This window comes from Tannockella kyphosi, from assembly GCF_021054785.1.
Lineage (GTDB): Bacteria > Bacillota_I > Bacilli_A > Erysipelotrichales > Coprobacillaceae > Tannockella > Tannockella kyphosi.
The window spans coordinates 2,222,714-2,240,758 of record NZ_CP088239.1 but is presented as its reverse complement, the minus strand read 5'-3'; the positions used below and the strand labels follow the sequence as shown (position 1 = coordinate 2,240,758).

15 protein-coding genes and 1 other annotated feature are annotated in these 18,045 nt (G+C 32.2%); of the genes, 1 reads left to right on the top strand and 14 read right to left on the bottom strand.

Features of this window, described 5'->3' with window-relative positions; translation table 11 throughout:
- Positions 1 to 31 precede the first annotated feature (31 nt).
- The 9 genes from rpoC to LRR82_RS10785 all read right to left on the bottom strand — a co-directional run bounded on the left by rpoC (position 32) and on the right by LRR82_RS10785 (position 12,666).
- Complete coding sequence (gene rpoC / locus LRR82_RS10825) at positions 32 to 3,691, bottom strand: DNA-directed RNA polymerase subunit beta' (protein WP_249029463.1); 3,660 nt, start codon at positions 3,689 to 3,691, stop codon at positions 32 to 34.
- An 11-nt stretch (positions 3,692 to 3,702) separates the two neighbouring features.
- Positions 3,703 to 7,347, bottom strand: a complete 3,645-nt coding sequence (gene rpoB / locus LRR82_RS10820) for a DNA-directed RNA polymerase subunit beta (protein ID WP_249029462.1) — start codon at positions 7,345 to 7,347, stop codon at positions 3,703 to 3,705.
- A gap of 184 nt (positions 7,348 to 7,531) precedes the next feature.
- Complete coding sequence (locus LRR82_RS10815; RefSeq protein WP_249029461.1) at positions 7,532 to 8,134, bottom strand: class I SAM-dependent methyltransferase; 603 nt, start codon at positions 8,132 to 8,134, stop codon at positions 7,532 to 7,534.
- An 83-nt stretch (positions 8,135 to 8,217) separates the two neighbouring features.
- On the bottom strand, positions 8,218 to 8,586 hold the full coding sequence (rplL, locus tag LRR82_RS10810; RefSeq protein WP_249029460.1) for a 50S ribosomal protein L7/L12: 369 nt from the start codon (positions 8,584 to 8,586) through the stop codon (positions 8,218 to 8,220).
- A gap of 38 nt (positions 8,587 to 8,624) precedes the next feature.
- Positions 8,625 to 9,155: a 50S ribosomal protein L10 gene (gene rplJ / locus LRR82_RS10805; RefSeq protein ID WP_249029459.1), complete on the bottom strand. Its 531-nt coding sequence runs from the start codon at positions 9,153 to 9,155 to the stop codon at positions 8,625 to 8,627.
- 38 nt (positions 9,156 to 9,193) lie between these two features.
- Positions 9,194 to 9,309: a sequence feature (ribosomal protein L10 leader region), on the bottom strand.
- 14 nt (positions 9,310 to 9,323) lie between these two features.
- Positions 9,324 to 10,004 (bottom strand): 50S ribosomal protein L1, encoded by a 681-nt coding sequence (gene rplA / locus LRR82_RS10800; RefSeq protein WP_249029458.1) that lies wholly within the window; start codon positions 10,002 to 10,004, stop codon positions 9,324 to 9,326.
- A gap of 71 nt (positions 10,005 to 10,075) precedes the next feature.
- Entirely contained in the window at positions 10,076 to 10,498 is a 423-nt protein-coding gene (gene rplK, locus LRR82_RS10795) for a 50S ribosomal protein L11 (RefSeq protein ID WP_249029457.1), read from the bottom strand.
- Between the two features lie 221 nt (positions 10,499 to 10,719).
- The gene (tpiA, locus tag LRR82_RS10790) at positions 10,720 to 11,463 is read right to left on the bottom strand and encodes a triose-phosphate isomerase (protein ID WP_249029456.1); all 744 of its coding nucleotides are present in this window, start codon (positions 11,461 to 11,463) and stop codon (positions 10,720 to 10,722) included.
- An 18-nt stretch (positions 11,464 to 11,481) separates the two neighbouring features.
- Positions 11,482 to 12,666 (bottom strand): phosphoglycerate kinase, encoded by a 1,185-nt coding sequence (locus LRR82_RS10785; protein WP_249029455.1) that lies wholly within the window; start codon positions 12,664 to 12,666, stop codon positions 11,482 to 11,484.
- Positions 12,667 to 12,750: 84 nt separating this feature from the next.
- Here LRR82_RS10785 and LRR82_RS10780 point away from each other — a divergent pair, with 84 nt between their 5' ends.
- Positions 12,751 to 13,065, top strand: coding sequence for a rhodanese-like domain-containing protein (locus LRR82_RS10780; RefSeq protein WP_249029454.1), 315 nt, complete (start codon positions 12,751 to 12,753; stop codon positions 13,063 to 13,065).
- Between the two features lie 15 nt (positions 13,066 to 13,080).
- On the opposite strand, the gene LRR82_RS10775 is transcribed toward LRR82_RS10780, so the two are convergent.
- The 5 genes from LRR82_RS10775 to LRR82_RS10755 form a co-directional block, all read right to left on the bottom strand.
- Positions 13,081 to 13,941 (bottom strand): YitT family protein, encoded by an 861-nt coding sequence (locus LRR82_RS10775; RefSeq protein WP_249029453.1) that lies wholly within the window; start codon positions 13,939 to 13,941, stop codon positions 13,081 to 13,083.
- Positions 13,942 to 14,015: 74 nt separating this feature from the next.
- On the bottom strand, positions 14,016 to 15,530 hold the full coding sequence (locus LRR82_RS10770) for a lipopolysaccharide biosynthesis protein (RefSeq protein ID WP_249029452.1): 1,515 nt from the start codon (positions 15,528 to 15,530) through the stop codon (positions 14,016 to 14,018).
- Positions 15,523 to 16,449 (bottom strand): glycosyltransferase family 2 protein, encoded by a 927-nt coding sequence (locus tag LRR82_RS10765; protein WP_249029451.1) that lies wholly within the window; start codon positions 16,447 to 16,449, stop codon positions 15,523 to 15,525. The genes LRR82_RS10770 and LRR82_RS10765 overlap by 8 nt, the downstream gene beginning before the upstream one ends.
- 11 nt (positions 16,450 to 16,460) lie before the next feature.
- Positions 16,461 to 17,468 carry a glycosyltransferase family 2 protein gene (locus LRR82_RS10760; protein ID WP_249029450.1) on the bottom strand — a complete coding sequence of 336 codons (1,008 nt, stop codon included), beginning with the start codon at positions 17,466 to 17,468 and terminating at the stop codon, positions 16,461 to 16,463.
- 152 nt (positions 17,469 to 17,620) lie between these two features.
- Positions 17,621 to 17,896 carry a helix-turn-helix domain-containing protein gene (locus LRR82_RS10755; protein WP_249029449.1) on the bottom strand — a complete coding sequence of 92 codons (276 nt, stop codon included), beginning with the start codon at positions 17,894 to 17,896 and terminating at the stop codon, positions 17,621 to 17,623.
- Positions 17,897 to 18,045 lie beyond the last annotated feature (149 nt).

Sequence of the window (18,045 nt, the reverse complement as noted above, 5' to 3'; positions counted from 1 at the left end):
ATTTTAAAGCGCCAAAAAAAACAAGTAGGAGTTAACCCACTTGTTCTTCTTTTAAGTACTCATCATAATCATTGAAGTATTGATCTGCTTCTTCGTCATCATCATAAACTTCTTTTTCTTCTATTTCTTCTTTTGCTTGTAAAGGACCACGTAAACCTGTACCAGCTGGTAATAATTTACCAATTAATACATTTTCTTTTAATCCTGTTAAGTAATCTTTTTTACCTTTAATTGATGCATCTGTTAAGATTTTTGTTGTTTCTTGGAAAGAAGCAGCAGATAAGAATGATTCTGTTTCTAAAGAAGCTTTTGTAATCCCTAATAAGATTGGTCTAGCTACTGCAGGACGTCCTCCATTAATTAAAGATTCTCTATTTAATTCAGTAAAGTCAGTAACATTAATGTGTGTTCCTGGTAATGATCCAGTGTCCCCACCTTCTACAATACGCATTTTACGTAACATTTGTTTTACAATAACTTCGATATGTTTATCAGAAATTTCAATCCCTTGAATACGATATACTTTTTGTACTTCTTTTAAGATATAGTTTTCTACTGTTTCTAAGTCTGCTACAGCTAATAACTCTTTAGGATCAATAGAACCTTCTGTTACTTTTGCACCGACTTTGATTGTATCATCTACACTTACACGAAGTTTAGCACCATAAGGAGCTAAGTATGTTTTTGTTTCTAAATCGTTAGTAACAACAACTTCACTACGACCACCATTGTCAACAATAGCAGTTACTGTTCCATCGATTTCACTAATGATTGATTTTGCTTTTGGGTTTCTTGCTTCAAATAACTCTTGGATACGAGGTAACCCTTGTGTGATATCGGCACCACCGGCAACCCCACCCATGTGGAAAGTACGCATTGTTAACTGTGTACCAGGTTCTCCGATTGATTGTGCAGCCATAATACCAACTGTTTCACCAACTTCTACAACTTCACCAGTTGCTAAGTTACGACCATAACATTTTTGACATACACCACGTTTTGAACTACATCCTAATACAGAACGGATTTCAACTTCTTGAATACCTGCAAGATCAATTTCATCTGCAATTATTTCTGTAATTATTTCACTAGCCCCAACAATTAATGCACCTGTTTCTGGATGGACGATATCTTTTTGTGAATAACGTCCAATTAAACGGTCTTTTAAAGGCACGATTATTGAACCATCACTTGTATTTGTTAATGCTGCAACCATGAATCCACGGTCAGTATGACAATCTTCTTCTGAAACAATTACTTCTTGAGAAACGTCTACTAAACGTCTTGTTAAGTAACCTGAATCGGCTGTCTTTAAGGCAGTATCGGTAGATCCTTTTCTGGCACCATGTGTCGAGATAAAGAATTCCGATGCAGTTAAACCTTCTCTGAAGGAAGATTTGATAGGTAACTCAATTGTTTCCCCTTTTGGATTGGACATCAGACCACGCATACCTACTAGCTGCGTAAAGTTTGAGATATTCCCACGGGCACCAGAGTCAGACATGATGAAGATTGGATTCTTAGTATCAGCTTCGAACTCTTCTTTAACTACGTCCTGTACTTGGTCTTTTACGTTATTCCATAAACGGATAACAATTTGTTTTCTTTCTTCTTCCGTGATTTTACCTTTACGATAATATCCTTTGATTTCTTCTAATTTAGCATCTGCTTTATCAAATAAAGCATATTTTGCTTCCGGTACTTGGATATCGTATACCGATACAGTAATACCAGCAATCGTAGAATAGTAGAAACCTTGATCTTTTAGTTTATCAAGCATAATACTTGTATTTGACATCTCTGAGTTTTTGAACACTTCATTGATGATTCTTTCTAATGCTTTTTTATTTAAAGGTTTCACAATTTTTTGACTAGCAATATGTTCTTTAATATTTGTTCCTGTAGGAACAAAATATTTATCAGGAGTAGCAACTAAGTTATCCATTCCTGGTTCATTAATGAATGGGAATGCCCCATCAAAAATTTCATTAAAGAATACTTTCCCAACAGTAGTAATTAAAAAATTACTATTTTGAGCTTCTGTAAACGTACGGTTTTCTAAAGCACTCGCACGAATAGCAATACGTGAATGTAAATGAACAGCTTTTGCATTATATGCATGCATTACTTCACTTCTATCTGCAAAGATAGAACCTTCACCAGGAGCTTGAGGATCTTCTAAAGTTAAATAGTAGTTCCCAAGTACCATATCCTGAGATGGAGTAACGATAGGTTTTCCATCTTTTGGACCTAAGATATTGTTAGAACCTAACATTAATTGACGAGCTTCTTGAATTGCTTCTTTTCCTAAAGGAACATGGACAGCCATTTGGTCTCCATCAAAGTCGGCATTAAATGCAGGTGTTACTAATGGATGTAAACGAATTGCACGACCTTCTACTAATTTAGGTTCAAATGCTTGAATCCCTAAACGGTGTAATGTTGGTGCACGGTTTAATAATACTGGGTGTTCTTTGATTACTTCTTCAACGATTGGCCAAATACGGTCATCCATTTTATCAATTAAACGTTCTGCAGATTTAATGTTTGTAGCTAACTCTTGACGAGTAATTCCTTCGATTACGAATGGTTTAAATAAGTTTAATGCCATTTCACGAGGGATACCACATTGGAACATTTTTAAATCTGGTCCAACAGCGATAACTGAACGTCCTGAATAGTCAACACGTTTACCAAGTAAGTTTTGACGGAAACGACCTTGTTTCCCTTTTAAAGTATGACTTAATGATTTTAAAGCACGTCCGCCAGCACCAGTAATTGGTTTTGAACGACGACCATTATCAATTAAGGCATCAACAGCTTCTTGTAACATACGTTTTTCATTTTGTACGATAATAGAAGGTGTTCCTAATTCTAATAATTTCTTTAAACGATTATTACGTGTAATAACACGACGATATAAGTCATTTAAATCACTAGTAGCAAAACGTCCTCCATCTAATTGTAACATTGGTCTTAAATCAGGTGGAATAACGGGTAAAGCTTCCATAATCATCCAATCAGGATGATTATCTGAACTACGGAATGCTTCAATAGCTTCTAATCGTTTAATAAGTTTTGTTCTTTTTTGTCCTTGTGCTTCTTTTAAATCTTTTGTTACTGATTCAAATTCAGCATCTAAATCTACTTGTTGTAATAATGTTTGAATTGCTTCCGCACCAATTTGGGCTTTAAAAGAGTTTCCAAATTGTTCATAACATTTACGATAATCTCTATCTGATAAAACTTGTTTATACTCTAATGGTGTAGTTCCTTTATCAATAACAACATAAGAAACAAAATAAATAATTGCTTCTAATTGTTTCGGTGACATATCTAAGATAAGACCCATTCTTGAAGGAATCCCTTTTAAATACCAAATATGAGCAATTGGCGTAGCCAATTCAATATGTCCCATACGTTCACGTCTTACGGCAGATTTTGTTACTTCTACACCACAACGATCACATACAACACCTTTATATCTCACTTTTTTGTATTTACCACAGCTACATTCCCAATCCTTTGAAGGACCGAAAATCTTTTCACAGAATAATCCGTCCCTTTCTGGTTTTTGAGAACGATAGTTAATTGTTTCTGGTTTTTTTACTTCACCAAAAGACCACTGACGAATTTTTTCAGAAGAAGCTAAACCAATTTGTATTGCAGAAAAATTATTTGTGTTTGCCATATTCTTTCCTCCTAGTCTTCACTATCAATCATTTCATCAAGTAACTCAAATCCTGTATCATCAAAATCTTCTTCCCCTTCATCTTCTAAATCAAGGTCTTCTTCGAAAGTTTCTTCTACTACAGGTTGTACTACTTCCTCTTTTTCAATGGAGATAGGGAAGCGTCTTTCTTCTTCTTCTATATTACGCATATCAATTTCATTATCAAATTCATCTAATAAACGAATATCTAACGCTAATGCTTGTAATTCTTTTTTCAATACTCTAAATGATTCCGGTAATCCTGGTTCTGGTAAAGGTTGTCCTTTTACAATAGCTTCATATGTTTTGACACGTCCTACAACGTCATCTGATTTTACTGTTAAGATTTCACGTAATGTATAAGCAGCACCATATGCTTCTAATGCCCAAACTTCCATTTCCCCAAATCTTTGTCCACCATTTTGCGCTTTACCACCTAATGGTTGTTGCGTTACTAAAGAGTAAGGTCCTACTGAACGAGCATGTAATTTATCATCAACCATGTGGGCTAACTTAATCATATACATGATACCAACAGAAATCTTAGAATCAAATAATTCTCCAGTACGTCCATCAACTACTGTTTGTTTTCCGTCTTTTGTCATTCCAGCTTCTACCATGATTGCTTCTAAGTCACTTCTATATAACCCATCAAATGCAGGAGTTGCAATATATAAACCTAATTCTTTTGCAGCATAACCTAAATGTAATTCTAATACCTGTCCGATATTCATACGAGAAGGTACCCCTAATGGGTTAAGCATGATATCTAAAGGAGTTCCATCTTCTAAATGAGGCATATCTTCAATTGGTAAGATTTTAGAGATTACCCCTTTATTACCATGACGTCCTGCCATTTTATCTCCTTCAGAGATTTTACGTTTTTGAACGATATATACTTTTACTACTTTGTTAACACCTGGTTGTAATTCATCTCCATTTTTTCTAGAGAAAACTTTAATATCATGGATAATACCGGCCCCACCATGTGGTACACGTAATGAATTATCTTTTACTTCACGAGATTTCTCACCAAAGATAGCTAATAATAATCTTTCTTCTGCTGATAATTCCGCTTGTCCTTTTGGTGTAACTTTCCCTACTAAGATATCTCCTTCTTTCACTTCAGCACCAATCATAATGATACCTTCACGATTTAAGTTTCTACGAGCTTCATCACCTACGTTAGGGATGTCACGAGTAATCTCTTCAGGTCCTAATTTTGTTTCACGACATTCAATAGAATATTCGTCAATATGAATAGATGTATAAACATCATCTTTTACTAATCTTTCAGACATAATAATGGCATCTTCATAGTTATAACCATTCCATGTCATGAATCCTACTAATACGTTTTGTCCTAACGCTAATTCACCTTGTTCCATTGCTGGACCATCTGCTAGCACTTGACCTTTTAATACTTTTTCTCCTACTTTTACAATTGGAGTTTGGTTAATACATGTACCGGCATTTGAAATCATAAATTTCGCTAAACGATAACTATGTTCACCATCTTCATTACGAATTGAGATTTTTCTAGCATCTACATAAGATATAACCCCATCCGCTCTACTTACTACTGCAGCACCTGAATCACGAGCAGCTTGATGCTCCATTCCAGTTCCTACAAAAGGAGTATGTGGTTTTAATAATGGGACAGCCTGACGTTGCATGTTGGCACCCATTAGGGCACGAGTAGCATCGTCATTTTCAAGGAATGGGATACAAGATGTCGCAACCGAAACGATTTGTTTTGGTGAGATATCGATGAAATCCAATTCTTCTCTTTTTGCCATAATATTTTCACCTAAGTGACGTGCAATTACTTGTTCATCTAAGATTTCTCCAGCTTCACTAGTACGTACATTTGCTTGGGCAATAATATAATTTTTTTCTTCATCTGCAGTTAAGTAACGAATATCTGATTCATCAATTAAACTACTATTTACTTTACGATATGGTGTTTCAATAAAACCATATTTATTTATTTTTGCATAAGATGCTAATGTGGAAATTAACCCGATATTTGGTCCTTCTGGAGTTTCAATAGGACAGATACGACCGTAGTGAGACGCATGCACGTCACGTACTTCATATCCAGCACGATCTCTACTTAAACCACCTGGCCCTAATGCAGATAAACGACGTTTATTTGTAAGTTCGGCAAGGGGATTAATTTGATCCATGAATTGAGATAACTGAGAAGAAGAGAAGAACTCTTTAATTGCTGCAGTTAAAGGACGAATATTTGTTAATGATTGTGGTGTAATAGAATCTACTTCTGTTAAAGACATTCTTTCTTTTACAACACGTTCCATTCTTGATAAACCAATACGGAATTGGTTTTGAATTAACTCACCAACAGAACGAACACGACGATTTCCTAAATGATCAATATCATCTAATAAACCAATACGTGACATTAAACTAACACGGTCATCTGCTGCTAAATCAAATGAATTGAAAATATCAACAAGATTTAACATATATGAATATGCTGCTAACATATCAGAAATAGTTACAAATTTACAATCTAAAGATAAATCTGTACCAATTACTTTCATCTTTTTAGTCATTGCTTCATCAACATAAACTTCAATTACTTGAATATTTCCTGTTGATTCTAAACGAGGGTTTGTACTAACGTTTTGCATATGTACTGGAGAAGCTAAAACTGGTTTTAAGTCTTCTAACACTTCTTTTGTTAAAAGTGTTCCATTTGTACAAACAACATTCCCTTCCATATCTTTGATATCTTGCGCTAAGATATGTCCTTTGATACGATCATATAAACTTAATTTTTTATCGAATTTAAAACGTCCTGCTCTTGCTAAATCATAACGTTTTGCATCAAAAAATTTAGAATATAAAAGGTTATTTGCTCCTTCTAAAGTAGCTGGTTCCCCTGGTCTTAATTTGTTATAGATTTCAATTAATGCTTCTTCTGTATTTGTAGTACTATCTTTTTCAATTGTATTACGAATGAATTCATGGTCACCAAAAACAGCAATGATATCTTCATTACTTGATAAACCTAACGCTCTTAATAATACCGTAGCTGGTATTTTTCTAGTACGATCAATACGTACATTTAAAACATCTCTAGAATCATTTTCAAATTCTAACCATGTTCCTCTTGAAGGAATCACTGATCCAGTAAAGATAGTTTTCCCACTTTTATCTACACCATCTGCAAAATATGCTCCTGGTGAACGAACTAATTGTGATACGATAACACGTTCTGCTCCATTAATAATAAATGTTCCAGATTCTGTCATTAAAGGGAAATCCCCCATAAATACTTCTTGTTCTTTAATTTCTCCTGTAGCACTATTTACTAAACGTAAAGTAGCACGAATTGGAGCTGCATAATTTGCATCTCGATCCTTACTTTCATCTACAGAATACTTAGGTTTATCAAAGCTACAATCCACAAACTCTAAAGATAAAGTCTCATTAAAGTTTGTAATCGGATAGACATCCTGAAATACTTCCTTGATTCCTTCTTCTTTAAACCATTTATATGAGTTGGTTTGAATTTCTACTAAATTAGGTAATTCTAATGAACCACTAATTCTTGAATAGTTACGACGAGTAATCTTACTTTTTGCTGCTGTTATTTTGTTTTCCACTAACAATTCACCCCTTCGTTAATCTCTATAACCTTGTTTTTAGGCGCAAAAAACAATCCGCTTTTAAACATGGATAGGCATTTTATTATGCTAGCATATCCAAGGCGGATAGTCAATCATTTTTTGTTATAATTATATGTTTATTTAATAAGTTATCTTTTTGTATCAAAAGATAACCATTTTATTACATATTACTGCTTTTTTTAGAACATAGTATGTTATATCCTTTATCTTTTTTAATTATTTTACAATTACCAAATACTTCTTCCATTTTCTTCATAGCTGATGGTGCTCCTTGTTTCTTTTGAATAACTACCCAAAGTTCTCCATCCTCATTTAAATGGTTTATTGATTTTTCTAATATCTCATGAACTACTTCTTTACCAGCACGAATTGGTGGATTGGTTAAAATATAGTCATAACTATTCGTTACTTCTTGATAAATAAAACTTTTAAAAATGGTTGCTTGAACATCATTATCAATTGCATTGTTTTGGCATAAAGATAAAGCCCGATCATTAACATCCACCATCGTAACAGTTAGTTGTGGATATAATACTTTTAAACTAATACCAAATGTTCCATAGCCACAACCAACATCTAATATACTAGCATTCTCATTTTTTAATTCAAAAGCATCTAATAAGACTCTTGAACCATAATCAATCATTGTTTTAGAAAAAACACCAATATCACTAGTAAATTTTATTTCTTTATCCTTATATTGGAAAGTAAAACTTGTAGGTTTACTTTCTAGGTCTGTATTATCTGTATAGTAATGTTTCATTGTTTACCTCCTTTTTACAAAGATATTATACCTTTTTCAAGTTAGAAAAAAAAGAGGTCTAAGACCTCTTTTAAGAGTTAAAATTATTTAACTTCTACTGAAGCTCCAGCAGCTTCTAATTTTTCTTTGATTTCAGCAGCTAATTCTGGTGAAATGTTTTCTTTGATTGCACTTGGTGCTTTATCAACGATACCTTTTGCATCTACTAAACCTAAACCAGTGATTTCTCTAACTGCTTTGATTACAGCAACTTTAGTTGCTCCAGCTTCTGTTAAAGTAACAGTTACTTCAGTAGGTCCAGCAGCAGCTCCTGTATCAGCAGCAGCTACAGCAACTGGTGCAGCAGCAGTTACATCGAATTTTTCTTCGATTGCTTTCACTAATTCATTTAATTCTAAGATTGTTGATTCTTCTAAATATGCTAAAATATCTTCATGTGTTAATTTTGCCATTTTGTTTTTCCTCCATTAATTTTCTTTTTTGCTTGCTTTTAAGCAGCTTCTTCTGTTGTTTCTACAACTGTACCGTCTGCAGGTTTGTTTTCTGCAACAGCATTAATAACTCTAGCAACTTTTGCAACTGGTTCTTTCATCATTGCAAGTAACATAGAGTACATTCCATCTCTACCTGGTAAGCTAGAAATTTCTTTTACTTCATCGCTTGATAATACTTTTCCTTCCATAACACCAGCTTTAATAATTAAAGCTTCGTGATCTTTTGCGAAATTCGCTAAGATTCTGGCAGGAGCTACAGCATCATCGTTTCCGAATGCGATTGCGTTAGGACCAACTAATTGATCGTTTAAAGCTTCATAACCAACTTGTTCTGCAGCTCTTTGCATAAGTTTGTTTTTGTAAACTTTAAATTCAACGCCTTCAGCACGTAATTCTCTACGTAATACTGTTACATCAGCTACTGATAATCCACGATACTCAACTACTACTGCAGAATGAGAATTGTTAAATTTTTCAGCAATTTCAGTAACGACTTCCGCTTTTAAACTAATTGCTTCTACTGACATTGTTACACCTCCTATTTTATTTTTATATATGCAACAATATACTCGCTATAAAACTATTAAATAGTTCAAGATAATATATTTCTATACGATTTAACACCTCGGTAACAAATTAAGGTTTCCCAGTTACTGTCTAGGGTATATTGATTGCTCCAATAATATTGCTACTAATTAAGCAGCTACTTTTACGCTTGGTCCCATTGAAGATGTGATCACAACGTTTTTCATATAAACACCTTTTGCTGTAGATGGTTTGATTTTTACTAATAAATCATATACAGTTTGGAAGTTTTCTACTAATTTGGCATCTTCAAATGAAGCACGTCCAATAGTTAAATGAATATTTCCTTCTTTATCTGTTCTATAAGTTACTTTACCAGCTTTTGTTTCAGCAACAGCTTTAGCAACATCCATAGTTACAGTTCCAGTTTTAGGGTTTGGCATTAAACCTTTAGGTCCAAGAATACGTCCTAATTTCCCTAATTCAGCCATCATATCTGGAGTAGCGATCATTACTTCAAAATCTAACCATCCTTTTTTGATGTCTTCTAAAATTTCTTTACCACCAACTACATCTGCACCAGCAGCAGTAGCTTCAGCAGCTTTTGCACCTTCTGTTACAACTAAAACCTTTTTAGATTTACCTGTACCATGTGGTAATACTAAAGCACCTCTTAATTGTTGATCAGCATGTTTTGTATTTAATCCTAAACGGAAAGCAACATCAACACTAGCATCAAATTTAGTAGTACTTGTTTTCTTAACTAAAGCAACAGCTTCTTCAATTGAATATGCATTAGTAGCATCAATTAACTCGGCAGCTGCTAAATATCTTTTACTTTTTTTAGCCATTTTATTTTTCCTCCTTAGTGGTCAAGCGGAATAATCCTTCCACAAATGACGATTCTCTATTTTTTTTAAAATTAAGCGTCGAAACCTTCTACACTAACACCCATATTACGAGCTGTACCAGCAACAATTTTCATTGCAGCATCGATATCATTTGCATTTAAATCAGGCATTTTGTATTCAGCGATTTCTTTTAACTTAGCCGCTGATAATGTAGCAACTGTTGCTGCTCCACTATTGCTTGCTCCTTTTTTAATTCCACAAGCTTTTTTAATAACTTCCGCACAAGGCGCAGTTTTTAATACAAATTCAAAGTTCTTATCTTCATATACTGTTAACACTACAGGTACAGTTTCACCCATACGATCTCTTGTTTGATCATTGAAAGCAGTACAGAATTTAGGCATTTGAATCCCTGCTCCAGCTAATGCAGGACCTGGTTTAGCTCCTCCAGCTGGGAATTGAATTTTCATAATTCTTGCAACTTTTTTACTCACGTGACATTCCTCCTTATAAAATTTTTGTCCGTGCTGTGGTCAAGCGGTTGTAAAACCTTCCACGCATAGTAACAAATTTATTTAACACATACCGTGTCAATTAACTAGTATACAACAAATTGTAAGAAATGCAATACTTTTTTTTAAAAAAATATTCCCTTAAAACACAAAAAAAGAAGGTGATAAGAGAATGAATTCTCTTACTACCTTCTAATTGTTTCTTAACCTAAGTTTTCGATCATTGCAATGTATGAATCTTCTAATAAAGAAGCTCCACCAACTAAAGCACCATCAATATCTGGTTGTTCTAATAAAGTTTTTAATCCTTCTGGTTTTACAGATCCACCATATTGAATTCTTACTTTATCAGCTGCTTCTTGACCATATAATTCAGCAACTACACCACGGATGTATGCACATACATCTTGAGCGATTTCATTCGTAGCTGTTTTACCAGTTCCGATTGCCCATACTGGTTCATAAGCAATAACAACTTTTTCGATACATTTAGGACATACATCTTTGAAAGCAGCAACTGTTTGAGTTTTACAAACATCTTTTGTGCTTCCAGCTTCGTATTCTTCTAATGTTTCACCAACACATACAATTGGAGTCATTCCAGCATCTAATACTTTTAATGTTTTTGCATTAACAGTAGCATTTGTTTCTCCAAAATATTGTCTTCTTTCAGAGTGTCCTAAGATTACCCATTCCACACCGATTTCTTTTAACATAGAAGTACTGATTTCTCCTGTGAAAGCTCCACTTTCTTCGAAGTGACAGTTTTCAGCAGCAACAATTAAGTTACTAGCTAAAGATTTAGCAGTTTGTAATGCTAAATATGGAGTAGCAATACCCCAATCTGCACTATCGCTAACACTACTATCTACTGCTTCAACAAAAGCTTTTGTTTCAGCAATAGTTTTATTCATTTTCCAATTTCCTACAATGATTGGTTTTCTCATATTCTTTCCCCTTAGTTATTATTTGTCATTAATAGCTGCGATACCTGGAAGAGTTTTCCCTTCCATATATTCTAATGAAGCTCCACCACCAGTTGAGATGTGAGAAACTTTATCAGCATATCCAAGTTGCATTACTGCAGCAGCGCTATCTCCACCACCGATAATCGTATTTGCACCTTCTAAGTTCGCTAATGCTTCACATACTGCTACAGTACCTTTTGCAAAAGGTTCCATTTCGAATACACCCATTGGTCCATTCCAAATTACAGTTTTAGCACCTTCTAATTCTTTTTTGAATAATTCAATAGATTTAGGACCAATATCTAATCCCATATATCCTGCTGGTACATCTGCACCGCATTCTTTAATATCTCCATCAACACCAAATTTATCTGAACAAATAGAATCGATTGGTAAAATTAATTTTCCTTCTGCTTTTTCAACAAAAGATTTTGCTAATTCAACTTTATCTTCTTCTAATAAAGATGTTCCCACTTCATGACCCATTGCTTTAGCAAAAGTATAACACATACCTCCACCAACAATTACTTTATCAGCAACTTTTAATAAGTTTTCAATAACAGCAATTTTATCTGAAACTTTCGCTCCACCTAAAATAGCAACTAATGGTCTTTCAGGAGCATTTACTGCTTTTCCAATATAAGCAATTTCTTTTTCTACTAAGAATCCAGCTGCAGATGGTAAATGTGCAGGAATTCCAGCTGTAGAAGCATGTGCTCTATGTACTGAACCAAATGCATCTTCCACAAATACATCTCCTAAAGAAGCCCAATATTTTCCTAATTCAGGATCATTTTTGCTTTCCCCAGCTTCATAACGAGTGTTTTGCACTAAGATAACTTGTCCATCAGTAGCGTTTTTCACTGTTGATTCTAATTCTTCTCCTCTTGTAGCATTTACAAAAGTAACATCTTTCCCTAATAATTCAGCTAATCTAGGAGCAGCTACAGATAAATCATTTTTAGCTTTATCTTCTTCTGTTTTTACTTTCCCTAAGTGAGAGAATAATACTACTGCTTTAGGCCCTTGTTCTAATAAGTACTTAATAGTTGGTAATGCAGCAACGATACGATTATCGTTTGTGATTTCACCAGTTTCTTTGTTTCTTGGTATGTTGAAGTCAACACGTACTAATACTGTTTTCCCTGCAACTTCAATATCTTTGATTGTTTTTTTATCCATTTTTTCTTATTCCTCCATGGGTGCATTATATCAAAGAAATTCATCATTTTCAATTATTTTCATATTATAAAATGAGGTGTTTTCATGAAAAAAATATATTCCATCATTCCAACCAAATTATATGCTATTTTAGAGCATAATTATCAGTTTATCGACCTAAGAAGCCCATCCGATTACCAACGCTTTCATTTAAAGAACTTTCAAAACATCCCTGCTTCTTCTCTTTTACAACAATTACCCTCTCTAAATACATCTCTTCCCATCATTTTACTTTGTTATAGTGGGCGTGTTGCTAAGCAATACGCACCCCTACTTACAAGTAAAGGATTTGAAGTTTATATCGTAGAGGGAGGAATAAATAGTGTCCTTTATCCTATTGATGAACAATTGTACTTTTAACAACAAACAAGACCACTAATCTAGTGGTCTCATATAAAATCTTCCTACATACTTTTGTGACTTCGTAACATTCACAATTAATGCTGGATCCACTTTTTGCAATACTTCAATAACATCATCCATTTCATAACTAGAAACTATTGCTGTTAACATCGTCACCTCTTGTTTTGAATATCCCCCATAACCATCTAATACCGTCATTCCATGACGGAAGTTATTCACATATGCATCAACTACTTCATCTTTTCTTTTCGTAAAGATATGTAACATCACACGTTGATAACGTATATGGAAAGTAGAAATAGTCTTCGTTACTAAAAACTGAAACAAAATAGAATATCCTGCTAATTCAAAACCAAAGATACATCCATAAATACATAAAACCAAAGCATTAAAACAAAATACTTGTATCCATATTTCTTTTCCACTCTTATTCGAAACATATAAAGCTATAAAATCAGTACCTCCAGTAGAAGCATTTCCTTTTAAAACCACAACAATACTAATACCATATAAAAACCCTCCAAAAATTACATTTAACATAATTTCTTCCATCAAAGGATAAGAAGGTACTACTTCTAACATAAAAGAAGTACATGCTACATGTAACAAAGAAAAACAAACAAACCGAGGTGAAATCTTCTTAAAACAAAATATTGCAACAGGTAAATTCAAACAAACCAATCCTAATGCAGTAGGAAAATAAAATCCTAACTTTTCTGCCAACATATCAGCTAACATCGCAATACCCATAAAACCACCAGATAAAATACCTGCTGGTCTCGTAAATGTCTTTGTCACAGATGCCATCATAACACTTGATGCTACTACTGCTACAAACGTAATTAAATTCTTTTTCGTAAATAACTCTTTCATCTTTGTCTCCTAAACAATAAATACAAAGTCATTATACTCTCTTTTAAAGAGTATTCAATAACTTTGTATTTATTTTAGAACATTTTATTTTTAATAAATCTTTTCTTCAATCTCTTAAAATCTTCATCCCTATTAAACAATACAAACACTCCAATAGGAATAAGAATAGTACATGTTATCATCTTCATAATAAATGTAAAAAATAAGGCTGTATCAAACATATTTGTAATAAATAAAATAATCATCAATAAACCAACCATCTTTATCGTATGTAAGAAATACTTTTTAAAGTAAGTGATAACACTTACTTTAAAGACGTATTTATAAATAATATATGGTTCTACCCAAAAGCATACAGTTACGGTACTAATAGTAGTTCCTATTAATATACCAACAATACCATAATACTTCGCTAATACAATAGACATCACTAAATTAACAATAGACTCTACTACTGGTTTATATCTACTATACCAAAACAAACCATTTGTATCATGTACTAACAAACAAGCTTTACGCATTAATGTTAAATAGAAATTAAGTACGATAATACCTACCGCTACCGTTGATAATAAATAGCTTTGTCCTATCCATAATACAATAAAATCTTGAAATAGAACATATAAACAAATACTCATTGATCCACCTAACAAAGCATAGAATAAAAACACTTCATAAAAAGTACATAACTGATGTTCTACTTTACTATCTACTCCTAAGTTACCAATACTTGCTGTAATACTTGTCGTTATAATCGCAATAAAACCACTTAATACAGAAGTAATCATAATATAGTTAGAATATAAGCCTACTGCTATAATACCAACTAATTTACTAATTAATAAGTTATCCGTACAAAAGACAATAACACTTGCTATTTGGTGATGAATAAGAGCTAATACGTTTTTCTTGATATTTTGTTTTTCTTTTAATTCTAATGGTTGTACTTCTTTTTCTTTTAAGTAAGGATACATATGATTAGCTACCCTTGTCATTAGGATACCCATGAATATGGTAGATAGTAGTTGTAATACTAAGACAAGTTGATAGTCTTTTGTTAGTAGTAAGACAATACATTGAATTATCGTTACCGTTATTAATGCACCATCTTTTATTAATGCAGTAATATAGCTTTTTTGATGAGCATTAATAATAGTGGTTGCATATAAGAAGAAATAAGATATTCCAAAGTTAAGTAAGTATAAAAGATAGATTCGTTGTATTCCTTCTATATTAGGTAATTCTGTTACAAAGAAACTTAGATAAGGTGTTAATAAAGATCCTATTACTAAAATAATAACCCCTATCATAAAGTATATTTGTTTATATAGCTTAACATAAGACTTTATTTTCTCATTATCACCTATAGCAATAGGTTGATAAAGACAATATACGATAGCTGATCCTATCCCTAGTTCTACTAGGGATAGGAAAGATAATATATTTGTGAATAATCCACTAATACCTAAGTATTCTACAGATAGTGTATAGATAAAGATAGTACGGTAGATAAAAGAAGAGATATGTGTTCCTGATTTTGATAATATAGAGATAGTTATATTCTTGATAGAGTTTTTAGTTCTAGACATTGGTTATTATCCTTATTCGCTTCTTTATGTATCTATGAATACATTGTATTGGCACTTTTGGTTTTTTAAATGATAACAATAAATAACAAATACCTTTAGGATTACCTTTTTTAATATAACTAGTTCCTTTTAAGTACATATTAAATGCTTTATTATATTGCTTCATATCTCCTTTAATTCCTTGTTTATTTAGAAACATTAAATAAGATTCTTTCGAACATGAATCATATCCTTTTAGTACACGTTCTTGATATAACTGTCTACAGTACTCCGTCATCAACATTTGTTCATATGCATTAGATGAACTTACACCTTGTGATCTATATCGATAGATAACTAAGTCTTCTTCAATTAGTCTCATCTTCTTATGTAGTGATAAAAACCTTAGCCATAGATCATAATCTTCAGCAGGTTGTAACATTCGATATCCACCGGCTTCTTGAAAAGCTTGTTTTTTAAAAATAACAGAACTATGTGCTATACAACAATAATTTAGCAGTATTTCATCAATTTCATCTTTTCTATTAGTTGAATATGTATTCGTTTCCGTTTCTACAATCATATTGCTACAAACTAAATCTACATTTTCTTTTTCTAGTAGATCCATTTGAATCATAAATCTATTGGGAAAAGAGTAGTCATCTGCATCCATTCTTGCAATATACTGACCTTTCGATACTTCTACCCCTCTATTTAAACTATAAGGTATTCCCATGTTCTTTTCATTCATAACAATAACAATACGATTATCTTTTATTTTATATTCTTCTAACACATCTGTTACTTCCTTATTGTTTGGGTTATCACAAACAATAACATATTCAAAATCTGTATATGTTTGGTTTAAAATAGATTCAATAGAATCTATTATTTGTTCTCTTGTTTCATTATAGGTTGGCATTACAACAGATAATTTCATAACAGATCTCCTTAGTATGATTTTCTAATAATATTTACATTTCTATGTAATTTAGTTAGCCAATAGACTAGTGTTGCACTATTTGATTTAAAAAACACATAATAGATATAATTAACCAATTTATCAGGTTTATAGGTAGATAATAATCCTTGGACCTCAGAATTATTAATATATTCTTTTAAAAACTGCAATTTCTTTTTATATTCATAAGGACTTAAGTGATTATTAAAGCACGTACGTTTGATATAGCTTAAAAACATTTGATTTGATTTTATAATATCCACTTCTTTTTTCATTATATTTTTATATAATATTTTTTCTTTGTTAAAGCGATATAAAACACTATTAAGGTGATCTTCATTATATGTATCTGAACTTTGGTTTTTATGAGAATAATAGTAATAAAAATAGTTATCAATATATAAAATATTTTTTATATATTGATAATATTCAAAATTAAATAAGACATCTTCCCCATTTTTCACGTTTTCATCAAATAATATCTTATGTTTCTCTAATATTTGCTTTTGATAAACTTTATTACAAGGACTATTATGTAATATTCCATTTATAGCAAGAAAATAATCTTCCATCATTGTTCCAACCGTTAAAGGACCTTCTGTTTGCCCATGAGGATGAGTATGTCCTAGTTTGTTGATAACTTTAATGCCAAACATTACCATATCAGCGTCATCTCTCATTCTAGGTATAGCAACTTCTATTGTTTCTTTTTCAATATAGTCATCACTATCTACAAACAAAAGATAAGTACCTGTACTGTTACGTATCCCTACATTTCTAGCAAAGGATACTCCTTTGTTTTCTTGTGAGTATAACTTTATTCGATTGTCATTTTCTTGTAGTTGTTTACAAATAGATAAGGATGAATCAGTTGATCCATCATTTACTATAATGATTTCTATGTTACGATAGGTTTGTTGTTGAATACTATTAACACATCTTTCTATATATTTTTCTCTATTATAAACAGGAATTACTACACTAACTAAATTGTCCATTAGAATTATCCCTTCTATCTTCCATCACATTATCTATTATCTAGACCAAAAAAGCAAGACATCGTCTTGCTTATAATAAATCGTTCAAAAAAGTTAGACTAAAGTTCTAATGAATAAGAAGTTATTTTTAAAGATTCAAGATAATTGTGAATTTATATTTTATCTATTCTCAACTCAACAGTATAATCTAATTTAGTAAATATTTTAGCTAACATTTCTAAAGTGAAGTTATATTGTTCACTTTCTATTTTGGAAATCATACTTTGACTAATACCTAGTTTTTCTGCAAATTCTTTTTGGGACATGTTTTGTGAAATTCTTTCTTCCATTATTTTATGTGTTACTTCTATAATTAGATTATATTTCATGATATCTGCATCATCTACATAATCTTCAAATAAAGCAAGTACGTCATCTACGTTTTTCATCTTTTCTTTCCTCCTTAAGATTACTCTTCTTATATTTACAATATAATTGATTATATCTCTTAACCACTTATATTTTTATCACCAATTTCATTTAAAACACTTATTATAGAATATGTATCTTTTTTAAAAAATAATATTCTTATGTTCTG

Coding starts and splice junctions, on each gene's coding strand:
- rplA (WP_249029458.1), bottom strand. CDS start 10,004: ATGGCTAAAAAAAGTAAAAGATATTTAGCAGCTGCCGAGTTAATTGAT.
- LRR82_RS10780 (WP_249029454.1), top strand. CDS start 12,751: ATGAAAAAAATATATTCCATCATTCCAACCAAATTATATGCTATTTTA.
- LRR82_RS10765 (WP_249029451.1), bottom strand. CDS start 16,449: ATGAAATTATCTGTTGTAATGCCAACCTATAATGAAACAAGAGAACAA.
- LRR82_RS10755 (WP_249029449.1), bottom strand. CDS start 17,896: ATGAAAAACGTAGATGACGTACTTGCTTTATTTGAAGATTATGTAGAT.
- tpiA (WP_249029456.1), bottom strand. CDS start 11,463: ATGAGAAAACCAATCATTGTAGGAAATTGGAAAATGAATAAAACTATT.
- LRR82_RS10785 (WP_249029455.1), bottom strand. CDS start 12,666: ATGGATAAAAAAACAATCAAAGATATTGAAGTTGCAGGGAAAACAGTA.
- rplL (WP_249029460.1), bottom strand. CDS start 8,586: ATGGCAAAATTAACACATGAAGATATTTTAGCATATTTAGAAGAATCA.
- rplJ (WP_249029459.1), bottom strand. CDS start 9,155: ATGTCAGTAGAAGCAATTAGTTTAAAAGCGGAAGTCGTTACTGAAATT.
- rpoC (WP_249029463.1), bottom strand. CDS start 3,691: ATGGCAAACACAAATAATTTTTCTGCAATACAAATTGGTTTAGCTTCT.
- LRR82_RS10775 (WP_249029453.1), bottom strand. CDS start 13,941: ATGAAAGAGTTATTTACGAAAAAGAATTTAATTACGTTTGTAGCAGTA.
- LRR82_RS10815 (WP_249029461.1), bottom strand. CDS start 8,134: ATGAAACATTACTATACAGATAATACAGACCTAGAAAGTAAACCTACA.
- LRR82_RS10760 (WP_249029450.1), bottom strand. CDS start 17,468: ATGGACAATTTAGTTAGTGTAGTAATTCCTGTTTATAATAGAGAAAAA.
- LRR82_RS10770 (WP_249029452.1), bottom strand. CDS start 15,530: ATGTCTAGAACTAAAAACTCTATCAAGAATATAACTATCTCTATATTA.